The sequence below is a fragment of the Nocardia sp. NPDC005746 genome (assembly GCF_040630785.1).
Lineage (GTDB): Bacteria > Actinomycetota > Actinomycetes > Mycobacteriales > Mycobacteriaceae > Nocardia.
Genome location: NZ_JBEXYE010000018.1, coordinates 51,886 through 66,194, shown reverse-complemented (window position 1 = coordinate 66,194; position 14,309 = coordinate 51,886). Strand labels below are relative to the sequence as shown.

General features: G+C 68.8%; 15 protein-coding genes. 3 read left to right on the top strand and 12 right to left on the bottom strand.

Annotation, left to right across the window (positions count from 1 at the left end):
- Positions 1-101 precede the first annotated feature (101 nt).
- The 3 genes from ABZ412_RS28180 to ABZ412_RS28170 all read left to right on the top strand — a co-directional run bounded on the left by ABZ412_RS28180 (position 102) and on the right by ABZ412_RS28170 (position 2,059).
- Positions 102-614, top strand: coding sequence for a DUF4188 domain-containing protein (locus ABZ412_RS28180; RefSeq protein ID WP_357285857.1), 513 nt, complete (start codon positions 102-104; stop codon positions 612-614).
- Positions 615-809: 195 nt separating this feature from the next.
- Entirely contained in the window at positions 810-1,502 is a 693-nt protein-coding gene (locus ABZ412_RS28175) for a low molecular weight phosphatase family protein (RefSeq protein WP_357285854.1), read from the top strand.
- Between the two features lie 155 nt (positions 1,503-1,657).
- Entirely contained in the window at positions 1,658-2,059 is a 402-nt protein-coding gene (locus ABZ412_RS28170) for a hypothetical protein (RefSeq protein ID WP_357099926.1), read from the top strand.
- Positions 2,060-2,174: 115 nt separating this feature from the next.
- On the opposite strand, the gene ABZ412_RS28165 is transcribed toward ABZ412_RS28170, so the two are convergent.
- The 12 genes from ABZ412_RS28165 to ABZ412_RS28110 all read right to left on the bottom strand — a co-directional run bounded on the left by ABZ412_RS28165 (position 2,175) and on the right by ABZ412_RS28110 (position 14,289).
- Positions 2,175-3,086 carry an acyl-CoA thioesterase II gene (locus tag ABZ412_RS28165; protein ID WP_357286008.1) on the bottom strand — a complete coding sequence of 304 codons (912 nt, stop codon included), beginning with the start codon at positions 3,084-3,086 and terminating at the stop codon, positions 2,175-2,177.
- A 13-nt stretch (positions 3,087-3,099) separates the two neighbouring features.
- A complete protein-coding gene (gene pyk, locus ABZ412_RS28160; protein ID WP_357285851.1) occupies positions 3,100-4,524 on the bottom strand; it encodes a pyruvate kinase in 1,425 nt (474 codons plus the stop codon).
- Between the two features lie 90 nt (positions 4,525-4,614).
- Positions 4,615-5,283 carry an amino acid ABC transporter permease gene (locus ABZ412_RS28155; protein ID WP_357285849.1) on the bottom strand — a complete coding sequence of 223 codons (669 nt, stop codon included), beginning with the start codon at positions 5,281-5,283 and terminating at the stop codon, positions 4,615-4,617.
- Positions 5,284-5,303: 20 nt separating this feature from the next.
- Positions 5,304-6,059, bottom strand: a complete 756-nt coding sequence (locus ABZ412_RS28150) for a transporter substrate-binding domain-containing protein (RefSeq protein ID WP_357285846.1) — start codon at positions 6,057-6,059, stop codon at positions 5,304-5,306.
- A 193-nt stretch (positions 6,060-6,252) separates the two neighbouring features.
- Complete coding sequence (locus ABZ412_RS28145) at positions 6,253-6,753, bottom strand: NINE protein (RefSeq protein ID WP_357285843.1); 501 nt, start codon at positions 6,751-6,753, stop codon at positions 6,253-6,255.
- Between the two features lie 55 nt (positions 6,754-6,808).
- Positions 6,809-7,180 carry a hypothetical protein gene (locus ABZ412_RS28140; RefSeq protein ID WP_357285840.1) on the bottom strand — a complete coding sequence of 124 codons (372 nt, stop codon included), beginning with the start codon at positions 7,178-7,180 and terminating at the stop codon, positions 6,809-6,811.
- A gap of 228 nt (positions 7,181-7,408) precedes the next feature.
- Positions 7,409-8,611, bottom strand: a complete 1,203-nt coding sequence (gene lgt, locus ABZ412_RS28135) for a prolipoprotein diacylglyceryl transferase (RefSeq protein WP_357285838.1) — start codon at positions 8,609-8,611, stop codon at positions 7,409-7,411.
- 138 nt (positions 8,612-8,749) lie between these two features.
- On the bottom strand, positions 8,750-9,550 hold the full coding sequence (trpA, locus tag ABZ412_RS28130) for a tryptophan synthase subunit alpha (protein WP_357285835.1): 801 nt from the start codon (positions 9,548-9,550) through the stop codon (positions 8,750-8,752).
- Entirely contained in the window at positions 9,547-10,833 is a 1,287-nt protein-coding gene (gene trpB / locus ABZ412_RS28125) for a tryptophan synthase subunit beta (RefSeq protein ID WP_357285832.1), read from the bottom strand. Before trpB ends, trpA begins: the two co-directional genes overlap by 4 nt.
- An 8-nt stretch (positions 10,834-10,841) precedes the next feature.
- Positions 10,842-11,660, bottom strand: a complete 819-nt coding sequence (trpC, locus tag ABZ412_RS28120) for an indole-3-glycerol phosphate synthase TrpC (RefSeq protein WP_213560553.1) — start codon at positions 11,658-11,660, stop codon at positions 10,842-10,844.
- A 149-nt stretch (positions 11,661-11,809) separates the two neighbouring features.
- Positions 11,810-12,757, bottom strand: coding sequence for a TIGR02234 family membrane protein (locus tag ABZ412_RS28115; protein ID WP_357285830.1), 948 nt, complete (start codon positions 12,755-12,757; stop codon positions 11,810-11,812).
- Positions 12,754-14,289: an anthranilate synthase component I gene (locus tag ABZ412_RS28110; protein WP_357285827.1), complete on the bottom strand. Its 1,536-nt coding sequence runs from the start codon at positions 14,287-14,289 to the stop codon at positions 12,754-12,756. The genes ABZ412_RS28115 and ABZ412_RS28110 overlap by 4 nt, the downstream gene beginning before the upstream one ends.
- Positions 14,290-14,309: the final 20 nt, after the last annotated feature.

Genomic DNA, 14,309 nt, shown 5'->3' with positions numbered 1-14,309 from the left:
GCCCGAGCCGTAGACTCGGGAAGTGAAGGGCCGCGTTTCGAACCGCGAGCACGGGAGTGACGTAGACCCGCACAGATCACCGAGAAGTGCGGAGGCCACGAATGCCGGTGAAGAGAATGACCGCGGACCTGTCCGACTATCCGGACCTGGTCGTGATCTTGCTCGGTATGCGCGTGCACAAGCCGCGGGGAATGCTGCGATTGCTGGGAATCGGACCCAAGCTGTACCAATCCCATCACGACCGGCCCGACGGGCTGTTGTCGCACGAGGACGTGGTGTGGTCGATGTGGCCGCCGCATTGGGGCGCCCGGCAGTATTGGCGCGATCTCGACAGCCTGGAACGCTGGACCCGCTCGGAACCGCATCGCGAATGGTGGCAACGGTTCCTGCGCGATTCCGGCGGCACCGGATTCTGGCACGAAGCCTATTTCGCCAGGGGCGGAATCGATTCCGTCTACGACGATATGGCCGCGGCTACCGGACTGGGCCGATTCGCGCCCACCGTTCCCGCCCGCGGACGGCTGTTCTCCACTCGCGGCCGCACCCGGGGCACCGCATCCGAAATCGCGCCCGCGGTAACGGAATCCGCGCTATACGGAACGACCGACAAATAGCGGTTCAGGTATTGATTCGGCGTGCGCGAAAAGGCATGCTGATCTTCCACGACGAGTCGCCCACCGGACACTCCGGTAAACGAGAGTCGACAGTGAGTGAGCGACATCCGGCCACCGCGTGAACAATGCGGTTGAAACGTGTGATTCGGTCACGGAACTGTTTCGAATCGACAACGGCGGGCATAGGTTGTCCGCATGCACGTCCTGTTCGTCTGCAGCGGAAATGTTTGCCGATCCGTCATCGCCGAACGCCTCACCGTGGCGGTGGCCGCCGACCACGGACTACAAGAACTCACCGCCGAGAGCGCGGGCGTGCGCGCCTTGGTGGGCTTCCCCGTGGAACCCCTGGCCGCACAGACGATTACCGGCCTCGGCGGTGACGCCTCCAACTTCAAGGCCCGGCGGCTCAAGGCCGAGATGGTGCACCGCGCCGACCTGGTGCTCACCATGACCGAGAAGATCCGCGACCAGGTCCGCGAACTCGTGCCCGCCGCGCTCCCCCGCACCTTCACCCTGCTCGAGGCGTACCGGATCGCGAAGGTCAGCGGTGCGCGCACCGTGGTCGGCCTGCACGCCGCGCGCGACGACCTCGCCTATGTCGGCCGCGAGAACATCTCCGACCCGGTCGGCCTGTCCCCGCAACAGTATTGCGATGTCGGCGACAAGATCGCCGAGGCGCTGGTGCCGCTGCTGCTCGCGCTGCACGCGCATCAGCATCCGCAGGCCACGCTGCGTCCGCGCAGCGCCGCCGACGGACAGCCGCCGCTGCTGGTGATAGACGGCGGACGCGGCGAATCTCCCCGAACGGCTGTGCACTCTCCGCGACCGGCCACGCAGTCGCCCCATTCGGCACCGCCGGCCCGCCGCGCGGCGGAATCCGCCGGATAGCAGGCGATCCCGGCAAACCGGCCGGTCGGAGTCCGCGTGTCAATACACCTTGCTGACGCGATGGTCCGGTAAGGGATTACACTCTCGCGCGGAACACTTATCCGTTCCGCCGAACGCCACTGCCGGTGGTTCGACACAAGAACAGGACCAAGGACATGCCGAAGCGCATTTCGGATGTTTCGCTCCATGTTTACGTGACACCCCACACCCTGCGCCGCGTCACCGAGACCGTGTGCCGGGTGGTCGACGAATACGTCGCCGATCGAGATATCTTCGCGTGGCGCTTCACCCTCCCGGTGGAGTGCGACGATCCCGCCCACACGGTGCTCGAAACCCAGTGGCGGCTGGATCATCCCGCCGCCGAGCCGGGCGAGCGCCGCACCTACGAGATCGCGCTCAGCCTCGTCGGGGAAGCCCGCCAGCTCACCAAGGCGGGCATCGCCAAACTGGAGCAGCGGCTGCTGCTGGAGCTCTCCGCGGGCGAGCCGATCCCCTACATCGTGCACGCCCTGCAACGCGAGAACTTCGACCTCGAGGAGAACCGCGAGTTGATCTGACTCACAAAACTCTCAGGGGTTCCCCTGAGACCCTCGGGGATTTCGGGACTCGGACCTCGGGACGCACATCGGGCCGCACCCCGAAGGGCGCGGCCCGATCTCCGGTGTCCGTATCTCAGCGACGTGCCGGGAAGTGGCGGATCACGCCTTCCTGGACGGTCGTCGCCAGCAGGTCGCCGTTGCGGGCGTAGAAGTGCCCGCGGGCCAGGCCGCGCGAGCCCGCCGCCACCGGCGACTCGGTCGCGTAGAGCGACCAGTCGTCGAAGCGGAACGGCCGGTGGAACCAGATGGAGTGGTTCACCGTCGCCGCGATGATGCGGTCCCAGCCCCACGACAGCCCGTGCGTGGTGATGATCGAGTCCAGCACCGTGGTGTCGGACGAATACGCCAGCGCCGCAACGTGAATCAGCGGATCATCGGGCATCGCGCCGTCGGTGCGCATCCAGACCCGATTGTGGCCGAGGCTCTCGCCCTTGCCCTTGAGGATCCAAGCCGGGTCGTTGGTGTAGCGCATCTCGATGGGATGCGGTGCGTCCACGAACATCTGGAGCTTGTCCTCCATGCCCGCGAACGACTCCTCCACGCGCGGAAGGCCTTCCGGCCCCGGCACGTCGGGCAGGGGCGTGCCGTGCTCGAGCCCCTTGCCCCAGTCCTGGAAGGCCGCGAGCATGACGAACAGCTCCTGCCCGTCCTGGTACGCGGTCACCGTGCGGTTGGCGATGGAGCGGCCGTCGCGATGCCGATCGACGTGGTACTCGATCGGCTGCTTCGGGTCGCCACCGCGCACGAAGTGCGCGTTCACCGCGTGGATCGGCCGTTCCGGTCCCACGGTCCGGCCCGCGGCGATGATCGCCTGGGCGACCAGCTGGCCGCCGAACGTGCGGCTCCACACCTTCTCTGGGTGATGTCCGAGGAAGATGTCGGGGCCGTTCTCCTCGAGATCGAGCAGACGCAGCAACACCCGCAGATCATCCGATAGCCCGGTCCCCTCGGGGTCCGCGACGACGTCCGCGGACGTCTCGTCCAGCGACGCACTCAAATTAGTGGTCCTCCTCGCCGATGCGATGCACGTGGATCAGGTTGGTGGACCCGACCGTACCCGGCGGGGAGCCGGCCACGATGACCACGAGATCACCCTTGCTGTACCGCCCGATCGACAACAGCGCGTTGTCGACCTGGTGGATCATCTCGTCGGTCGTGCCCACCGGAGGAACGATGAACGTTTCCACGCCCCACGTCAAGGCCAGCTGACTGCGAATCGCGGACTGCGGCGTGAAGGCCAGCAGCGGCAGCGGGGTGTGCAGGCGAGCCAGGCGGCGCACCGTGTCACCGGACTGCGTGAACGCCACCAGCGCTTTGGCATTGAGGCGCTCGCCGATGTCGCGGGCGGCGTAGGAGATGACACCGCGCTTGGTCCGCGGCACGTGGGTCAGCGGCGGAACCCGGGTCGAGGACTCGGACTCCACCGCGTGCACGATGCGGGCCATCGTGCGCACGGCCTCGATCGGGTAGTCGCCGACCGAGGTCTCGCCCGAGAGCATGACCGCGTCCGCGCCGTCGAGCACCGCATTGGCCACATCGGAGGCCTCGGCGCGGGTCGGGCGCGAGTTGGTGATCATGGATTCCAGCATCTGGGTGGCCACGATGACCGGCTTGGCGTTCTCACGCGCCATCTGCACGGCACGCTTCTGCACCAGCGGCACCTGCTCGAGCGGCAGCTCGACGCCGAGGTCGCCGCGGGCGACCATGATGGCGTCGAAGGCCAGCACGATGGCCTCCAGATTGTCAATGGCTTCGGGCTTTTCGAGCTTGCCGATGACCGGCACGCGGCGGCCCACGCGGTCCATGATGTCGTGCACCAGCTCCACATCGGAGGGCGAGCGCACGAAGGACAGCGCGATGAAGTCCACGCCCAGCTTCAGGGCGAATTCCAGGTCGTCGATGTCCTTCTCGGACAGCGCGGGCACGGACACGTCCATGCCGGGCAGCGAGACGCCCTTGTTGTTGGAGACGGGGCCGCCCTCGGTGACCTCGCAGACCACGTCGTTGTCCTCGACGCGCAGCACGGTCAGCCCGACCTTGCCGTCGTCCACGAGCAGTCGGTCGCCGGGCTTGGCGTCCTTGGCCAGGTGCTTGTAGGTGGTGGAGACCCGGTCGTGGTTGCCGATCATGTCGTCGACGGTGATCCGGACTTCCTCGCCGGTGTTCCACACCGTTTTGCCGTCGCCCTCGAACCGGCCCAGCCGGATCTTGGGGCCCTGCAGGTCGGCGAGGATGCCGACCGCGCGACCGGCGGTATCGCTGGCCGCACGCACCTTCTTGTAGTTCTCGGCATGATCGGAGTGCTCGCCGTGGCTGAAGTTCAGGCGCGCAACGTCCATGCCACTTTCGACGAGCTCACGAATCCGGTCCTCGGATGACACTGCGGGTCCGAGGGTGCACACAATCTTCGTTCGTCGCATCACGCGTTCAACCCTAGACCTGTGGTAAGGCTCATGCCGACCCCGGCACACACATATACGGTTCTCGTAAGCACCCGTTCAGCTATCAGCTGGTCAGCGAGCGACGTGCCTGGCCAGACGAGTCTCCAGGTGGGTTTGGAAGAATCCCAGGATGAGGCAGACAACCCAGTAATAGATGGCGGCCACGCCGTAGAGGGCGAAAAAATCGAAGGTGGGCGCGGCGGCCATCTGGGCGGTGCGCAGCAATTCGGTGACCAGGATGGTCGACGCCAGTGAGGTGTCCTTCACCAGCGAGATCAAGGTGTTGGACAGCGGCGGCACCGCGATGCGGGAGGCCTGGGGCAGGATCACCAGCCGCAGCGCCTGGGCATAGCTCATGCCGACCGAGTACGACGCCTCCCACTGTCCGTGGGCGACCGAAAGGATCGCGGCTCGAATGATTTCCGCCGCGTACCCGCCCACATTGAGGCTGAACGCGATGATCGCCGCCGGGAACGGCTCCAGCACGATGTCGAACGCGGGCAGGCCGAAGAAGATGATGAACAGCTGCACCAGCAGCGGCGTGCCGCGAATGATCGAGATGTACACGCGTGCGGCCGCCGACAGCGGCCACACGCTCGACATCCGCGCCAGCGCCACGAACAGCGCGATCACCAGCCCGATCGCGAAACTGATCGCGGTCAGCGGCAGCGTCTTGCTCACCGTGGCCTCGAGCATGGGCCACAGGTTGTGCCGGATCAGCGCCCAGGTGGCGTCGTCCATGTCGAAATGCCCCGCGCCGCTTACTTGCTGACGTCGGTGCCGAAGTACTTCTCGGAGATCTTGGCCAGGGTGCCGTCGGCGCGCAGCTCGTCGAGGGCCTTGTTCACCTGATCGGTGAGGGCCTGGGAGTCCTTGCGGGCGGCGAAGGCCTGTTTGGAGGTCTCACCGGTCTTCCCGGCGACCTGCACGATGCCCGCGCCCTGCTGCTTGGCGTAGGCGTTCACCGCGAGGGTGTCGTTGACGGTGGCGTCGGCGCGGCCGGTCTTGAGCAGCTGCACGGCCTCGACGAAGCCGGGGATGGCCTCGACCTTGCAACCCGCGCCGCGCGCGACCTCGGCCCAGTTGCTGGTCTCGGACTGGGCGCAGGTCTTGCCGGACAGGTCGGTGAGGGCGTGGACGCCGCCGTTGCCGGTCTTGGTGACGATGACGCCCTCGGAGACCGTGTAGGGCTGCGAGAGCGAATACTTCTGCTCGCGTTCGGGTTTGACGGTCACCTGGTTGGCGATGAGGTCCACGCGCTTGGATTCCAGGGCCGCGAACAGCGAGTCCCAGGGCGCGGTGGTGAACTCGACCTTCTTGCCGAGCTTGTCGCCGACGGCCTTGATCACGTCGACGTCGTAGCCAGTGAGGCTGCCGTTGTCCTGGTAGGTGAACGGAGAGTAGTTGCCCTCGGTGCCCACCTTCAGGGTGTTCGCGTCGTCCTTGCTCGAGCTGCAGGCGACGAGCCCCGCTGCGGCGACGACGGCGAGCAGGGCGGCGGCTAGCTTGTGGCGCACGACGGGGACCTCTCCTCGGGCGTGTGGGTGAACAACACGCGACAAACAACCGACAAAGGGTACGCCGCGGACCGACCGGGCGGCACGGCAACCATCACGATGCGCGAAAACCTGGATCCGGCTCCGGCCCGATGATATGCGCGCACGGCCGTCACCCGGTCGAGTGACGGCCGCCGATATGCGCGCGTCGCGCTCAGTCGCGCAGCGGGCGCCCCTGGAGATCGGGCACCTTGCCGGTGAGGATCAGGATGCCGTCGATCAGCGCCCAGATACCGCAACCGCCACAGGTGACCAGCTGCAGCACGCCGATCGTGGTGTAGCCCAGGTAGAAACGGCCGATCCCGAAACCGCCGGCGAGCAGCTGCAGCAGGCCCGCGGTCAGCTTGCTCTTGTCCGACAACGGAACTCCGAACGGATCCCGGCCGAACGGGGCCTCCGGGTCCCCGCCGTAGGGACCGTACGGGCCGGGCGCGGCGAATTGCTGGGGCTGGCCGTAGGGCTGACCCGGCTGCGCGAACTGCTGGGGCTGGCCGAACTGGTCACCCGGCTGGCCGAACTGCTGGCCGGGCGCGGCGAACTGCTGAGGATCCGGATAGGGCTGCTGGCCGTAGGGCTGTCCGTACTGCGGGCCCGTGCCGGGCGCGCCGTACTGGGGGCCGTCCTGCGGCGGCTGTTTCTGGAAGGGATCGGTCACGCAGGAATTATCGCGTGTTGTCGCGGATTCGTTGCCGGGCGAAGCGAATCGACCGCTACATGGCGCTGAGTGTGCGCGCGTAATTCACCTGGTGCATGACCATCGGGAAGGTGGATTCGTTCTGCACCGCGATCATCGCCGAGTGGAACCGGCCCGCGCTGTTCACGGTGACCTGCACGTATCCGGCGACCACCTTCTGCTTGATGAGCAGGAACAGCAACCCGAGAAAACAGAAGGGCAGGAACAGGATCGCCAGCACGATGGCGTAGGGCGGGGTCCGCTCCGAGGATTGCGACATATCGGTCGCGGTCCAGATCGCCCCGCGCAGCGGGAAACTGCCGGACGGGGTGGTGATCAGGCCCTCCGAGACCGCGATATCGCCGATCGCGATCAGGAACCCGGGTTGCTGCGGCACGATCGCGGGCATCGGAGCCGGGAGTCCGTACTGCTGCCCCGACGGTCCCGTTCCCGGTGGACCGTACTGTGGCCCACCGGGAACGGGTTGCTGCTGATACGGACCGGTCACTCGCCCCTCCTGGCATGCGTACGGGTGCTCCCGCCGACCCGTTCCCCCTACGGCCGCACCGGCGGCCGTCGATGCCCGATTGTCTCCCGAATCACCGCGCCGCGCTACGGGATTCGAACGATTCCATGATCAGGAATCGCCCTTGCTGTCCGCCTTGTCCGCGGTGTCGGACTTCTTGCCGACCTCGACCTTCTCCGGCTCCTCGGCGGCCTCCGCCTTGCCGGCGGGCTCCGCTTCGTCGGCAGGCTCTGCCTTGTCGGCGGATTCGGATTCGGATTCGGCGGCGGAGTCGGTCTTGTCGGTGGAGTCGTCGACGCCGCACTTCTCGGCAGCGGGCTCCTTCGCCGCGGCATCCGTGCCCGGAATCGCGGGTTCGGCCGCGGCGGCCCCGGCCGCTCCATAGGCGCGCAGGGCGCCGAACTGCCACGGCCAGGGGCGTTCCACGCCCGCCCGCACCTGCGCGGGGGTCTCCCGGCCCTTGGTGGCGAGCAGGAAATAGGCCACGGCGCAGACGAAGACGATCGCCGAGGTGAACGTGTTCACGCGCAGGCCCGCGATGTGGGTGGCCTCGTCGTCGCGCAGCAGTTCCACGAAGAACCGGCCGAAGCAGTAGATGGCCACGTACAGGGCGAACAGGCGGCCGTGGCCGATGCGGAACTTGCGGTCCACGTACAGCAGGATCGCGACGCCGAGCAGATTCCACAGCAGCTCATAGAGGAAGGTCGGCTGCACGACGTGCACCACCACACCGTTGGAGACGCCGTTCATCGGGTCGGAGCCGCCGTTGGCGTCGAAGCGGTCGAAGATCTCCAGGCCCCACGGGAGGGTCGTCTCGCGGCCGAAGAGCTCCTGGTTGAAGTAGTTGCCCAGGCGTCCGATGGCCTGGGCCAGCAGCACGCCCGGCGCGATGGCGTCACCGAAGGCGGGCAAGGGGATTCGATAGTGGCGGCAGCCGATCCAGGCGCCGAACGCGCCCAGCAGCACCGCGCCCCAGATGCCGAGCCCGCCCTGCCAGATCGCCCACCAATGGGCGTCGGGCTTGCGATGCGGCCCGAAGTACTTCTCCCAGTCGGTGGCCACGTGGTAGAGCCGCCCGCCGATCAGGCCCAGCGGCACCGCGAACATGGCGATGTCGAGCACCGCGCCGGACTCGCCGCCGCGGGCCACCCACCGCTTGTCACCTAGCCAGATCGCCGCGACGATGCCGATGATGATGCAGATCGCGTAGGCGCGCAGCGGGAACGGCCCGAGGTACCACACGCCGCGAGGCGGGCTGGGAATGTAGGCCAGGACATCGGCGCCGGTGCTCTCGGCAAGGGCTCGTAAGGTCACGAGTCCCCACCGTAGCAGTGTTTGATCTGCCCTCCGCTCAGTCCAGAGCGAGACTGGCCGCGAACCACCGAGTGATCCGCGGCCGAAAAGAAAGGTGTATACCGAATTCGGTACACACCTTTCGAGAAGGTCCCTCGGTCAGGAAGCGACCGCCGCCGAGCGAACGCCCTGCGCCAGCTCCTCGGTCAGCGCCCGGATCGCGTCCAGGCCCTGCGCCGCCGCCGTCACCAGGGCCGAGCCCACGATGACGCCGTCGGCGTAGGAGGCGATCTCGGCGGCCTGCGCGCCGCTGCGCACACCCAGGCCGACGCCGATCGGGATGTCGGAGTGGGCGCGGATGCGGGCGCACAGCGCCGGAGCCATGGACGACACCGCGTCACGCGCGCCGGTGACACCCATCGTGGAGGCCGCGTACACGAAGCCCTTCGAGGCCTCGAGGGTCTTGACGAGCCGCTCCTCGGTGGAGGACGGCGCGACCAGGAAGATGCGGTCCAGGTTGTGGGTGGAGGACGCCACGAACCAGTCGTCGGCCTCCTCCGGAATCAGGTTGGGGGTGATCAGGCCCAGACCGCCCGCCGCCGCGAGATCGCGGGAGAAGCTGTCCACGCCGTACTTCAGCACCGGATTCCAGTAGGTCATGACGACGGCCTTGCCGCCCGCCTGGGAGATGGCCTCCACGACCTTGAACACGTCGCGCACCCGCACGCCACCGGCCAGCGCCTGCTCGGCGGCGCGCTGGATGGTGGGGCCGTCCATCACCGGATCGGAGTAGGCGACGCCGACTTCGATGATGTCGCAACCGGATTCGACCATCGCCTTGCACACGTCGATCGAGCCCTGCACGTCGGGGTAACCCGCGGGCAGGTAGCCGATGAGCGCGGCGCGGTTCTCCTCGCGGCAGGCCGCGAAGGTGTTCGCGAGACGGGACTGCTGGCTCACTTGTCGTCCCCCTCGGGCTTGTCGAACAGCCCGAACCACTGGGCGGCGGTGTCCATGTCCTTGTCGCCGCGGCCGGACAGGTTCACGACGATGACCTTCTCCGGCCCCAGCTCCTGCCCCAGCTTGATCGCACCCGCGACCGCGTGCGCGGACTCGATGGCCGGGATGATGCCCTCGGCGCGGGACAGCAGCATGAGCGCGTCCATGGCCTCGGTATCGGTGATCGGGTAGTACTCGGCGCGCCCGGTGTCCTTGAGGTAGGCGTGCTCCGGGCCGACGCCCGGGTAGTCCAGACCCGCGGAGATGGAGTGCGAGTCGATGGTCTGCCCGTCCTCGTCCTGAAGCAGGTACGAGTACGCGCCCTGGAACGCGCCGGGGGTGCCACCGGTGAAAGTGGCTGCGTGGCGGCCGGTTTCGACGCCGTCGCCGGCGGCCTCGTAGCCGATCAGGCGTACGCCCGGATCGTCGATGAAGGCGTGGAAGATGCCGATCGCGTTGGAACCGCCACCGACGCAGGCGGTTACGGCGTCGGGCAGCCGGCCGATGTGGGCCTGGATCTGCTGGCGCGCCTCGATGCCGATGATGCGCTGGAAGTCGCGCACCATGAGCGGGAACGGGTGCGGGCCCGCGGCGGTGCCGAAGCAGTAGTAGGTCTGCTCGGCATTGGTGACCCAGTCACGCAGCGCCTCGTTGATGGCGTCCTTCAGCGTCTGCGAACCCGTTGTCACACTGATGACTTCGGCGCCGAGCAGGCGCATGCGGGCCACGTTCAGCTGCTGGCGCACGGTGTCGACCGCACCCATGTAGATGACGCACTCGATGCCCAGCAGCGCGCACGCGGTGGCCGTGGCGACACCGTGCTGGCCCGCGCCGGTCTCGGCGATGACGCGGGTCTTGTTCATGCGCTTGGCCAGCAGCACCTGGCCGAGCACATTGTTGATTTTGTGAGAACCGGTGTGGTTCAGGTCTTCCCGCTTCAGGAAGATGCGCGCGCCGCCCGCGTGCCGGGCCAGGTTCTTGCATTCGAACACCGGCGAGGGGCGCCCGGTGTAGTCGCGCTGCAGCCGGTCCAGCTCGTCGAGGAAGTTCGGGTCCACCCGGCACTTGTCGTATTCGGCGGTGACCTCTTCGATCACGGCCATCAGCGCCTCGGGCACGTGGCGGCCGCCGTACACGCCGAAGTGGCCGCCCACGTCGGGTTCGTGACTCTTGTGCGCGACACCGTCGCTGGCCTGGGGCAGGCCGAGAGTGTTCTTGCCGGACAGCTTTTCGGTCTGAGTCATCGCTTCTTTCACCGTCCCCGGCGAACCGGTTTCGGGCAGGACGGGTGGGTTCCGGCGGTCACCAGCTCGGCCACCGCGGCGCGCGGGTCGCCGCTGGTCACCAGGCCCTCGCCGACGAGCACGGCGTCCGCGCCCGCCCCGGCGTAGGCCAGCAGGTCGGCGGTGCCGCGAATGCCGGACTCGGCCACGCGGATCACTTCACTGGGCAGGCCGGGGGCGATGCGCGCGAACACATCCCGGTCCACCTCGAGGGTCTTCAGATTGCGGGCGTTCACGCCGATCACGCTGGCCCCGGCCTCGAGCGCCCGGTCGGCCTCTTCCTCGGTGTGCACCTCGACCAGCGCGGTCATGCCCAGCGATTCGGTGCGGTCGATGAGCGCGGACAGCACGTCCTGCTCCAGCGCGGCCACGATCAGCAGGATCACGTCCGCGCCGTGCGCGCGGGCCTCGTGGATCTGGTACGGGCCGACGATGAAGTCCTTGCGCAGGACCGGGATGTCGACCGCGGCGCGGACCGCGTCCAGGTCGGCCAGCGAACCGCCGAAGCGACGCTGCTCGGTGAGCACGCTGATGATGCGGGCGCCGCCGTCCTCGTAGGCGCGGGCCAGGTCGGCGGGGTTGGGGATGTCGGCGAGCGCACCCTTGGAGGGGCTGGCCCGCTTCACCTCGGCGATGACGCCGATGCCCTCGGCGTGCAGGGCGGCCTTGGCGTCACGCGGGGAGCGCGCCGCCGCGGCGGCCGCTTTCACGGCCTGGAAATCCAGAAGGGCTTCCCGCGCGGCCACGTCCGCACGGACCCCGTCGAGAATCGAGTCGAGTACCGTCATCTGGCTCGAATCCTTTCTGGGGAGACGGACTTGCTGCCTGAGAATCCCCCCAGGCGCTGTCTCACCGCTGCTGATAAAGAGTAAATGGCTATGTTCCCGGTCTTGACGGCGGGGCTGGAAGCGGCGACGCTGCCGCTGTCCGGCCCAGCTCAGTGGCGTTCCCCGCGGGTACCCCCGGAACCCGGATCGTCCTGCGCGGCAGAGTGATCGGCGTCGTCGTCGGTCGGATCCAGGCCCTCGTCGAGCGCGTCCCACAGCACGCGGCCCGACAATTGCTCCTGGGACGTCGGCTGTGACCCGGATTCCGCGGGTCCCCGGTCGGCGTGACGCTGGGCAACCTGTTCGGCCGCCGCGGACTTCCGCACGGCCGGGCTGTCGTACTTGCCCGACATGCGGGCCGTCTCGCGGGGCATGCGCACCAGCAGCAGGCCGGCCACGAACGCGGCCACCGCCCCGACCAGCGTCAGCACGGCGGGCAGCGACGCGGTGGTGACGGTTCCGGGGTGCTCCCAGGCCCGCAGCTCGGCCAGCCGGGCGGCCCGGTCACCGGTCCTGCCCTGATGGATCAGCAGGGCGTAGGCGGGCACCGCGGCCACCGCGGCGAGCACCGCCACCACCACGCCCACGCCGCGCCGCCACCAGCCGTGGGTGGCGAACACGGCCGCGATGGTGGCCAGCAGGACCAGGGCCAGCGGGGTCAGCGCTCCGAACCAGGTGCTGCCGTTGAGGTGGGCGGTGCGCGGCGGGCCGAGCTCGCTGGTCACCTCGAGGGTCACCCACGTCATCCGCGATGCCGCCCACAGCAGGGCGGCGGCCACCGCCAGCAGGGCGACAGCCGCGAACGGCCGGGGCCGCTTACGCGCGCCCTCGGCGACCGCGACGTGGGCATCGGCCTCGGCTGCCCGCGCGTCCGCTTCGGCCGCTCGCGCATCGGCCACCGCCTGCGCGGCGTCCGCGGCGGCCTCTGCCCGGTCTGCCGCGCCCGCTCCGCCGGACCGTTGATCAGCTTGTGGCGCAACCGGTTTCCCGGCGATCGCGTCGCCTCCCGGCGGCACGGCGGGGGTTTTCGACGGCCGATCGGGGTCCGGGTCGGTCATTGCCCGGCGCCGTTCGGCCGGTAGGCGCGGACCGTCTCCGCGGCGGCGACGGCCTTGAGCACCGCCATGGCCTTGTTGCGCGATTCGACGTCCTCGTACTCGGCGTCGGAGTCGGCGACGATGCCCGCGCCGGCCTGCACGTAGGCGGTGCCGCCCTTGAGCAGCGCGGTGCGGATGGCGATCGCGGTGTCGGCGTCACCGGCGAAGTCGAGGTAGCCGACCACGCCCGCGTACACGCCGCGGCGGGTGGGCTCGAGTTCCTCGATCAACTCCATGGCCCGGACCTTGGGCGCGCCGGAGAGCGTCCCGGCCGGGAAGCAGGCCTGGACCGCGTCGAGCGCGACCTTGCCCGCCCGCAACCGGCCCGACACCGTGGACACCAGGTGCATGACGTGCGAGTACCGCTCGACGTGCCGGTACTCGGTGACCCGCACGGTGCCCGGCTCGCAGACCCGGCCCAGGTCGTTGCGGCCCAGGTCGACGAGCATGAGGTGCTCGGCGTTCTCCTTCGCGTCCTCGAGCAGGCCCTTCTCCAGCAGGAGGTCGTCCTCCTCGGTGGACCCGCGCCAGCGGGTGCCCGCGATCGGGTGCGTGGTGGCGACGCCGTCCTTCACCGTGACCAGCGATTCGGGGCTGGAGCCGACGATGGAGAACGCGGTGCCGCCGGAGCCGTCCGGGATGTGCATGAGGTACATGTACGGGCTCGGGTTGGAGGCGCGCAGCATGCGGTAGAGGTCCAGCGGGGTGCCGTGGTAGTCCATCTCGAAGCGCTGCGAGAGAACCACCTGGAACGCCTCGCCCGCCTCGATCTCCTTGACCAGGCGGCGCACGCCCGCGCCGAACTCCTCGGAGGTGCGCTGGCGGCGGTAGTCGGGCTCGGGCCTGTCGAAGACCGAGACCGTCGACTCGGCGGGCGCGGCCAGGGCCTCGGTCATGCGGTCCAGGCGGGCGACCGCGTCGTCGTAGGCCTCGTCGACGCGCTCGTCGGTGCCGTTCCAGTTCACCGCGTTGGCGATCAGGGTGATCGCGCCCTCGTGGTGATCGAAGGCGGCCAGGTCGGTGGCCAGCATCAGGACCATCTCGGGGACCTGGAGGTCGTCGGTGGCCAGGCTGGGCAGGCGCTCGAGCCGGCGCACGGTGTCGTAGCCGAGGTAGCCGACCAGGCCGCCGGTCAGCGGCGGCAGGCCGGGCAGGCGCTCGGTGCGCAGCACCCGCAGCGACTCGCGCAGCGCTTCCAGCGGGTCGCCGCCGACCGGTGCGTCGGCCGGGGTCTGCCCCAGCCATGCCGCCTGGTCGTCGACCACGGTGAGCGCGCTGGGACTGCCCGCGCCGATGAACGACCATCGCGACCACGAGCGGCCGTTCTCCGCCGACTCCAGCAGGAAGGTGCCGGGCCGGTCAGCGGCCAGTTTGCGGTAGGCGGACAGCGGAGTCTCGGAGTCCGCCAGCACCTTTCGGATCACCGGGACCACGCGGTGATCGGCCGCGAGCGACCGGAACTGCTCCCGGGAGGTGGTGGTGTCGATTGGCAAACCGTGGGCGCCGTGCATTG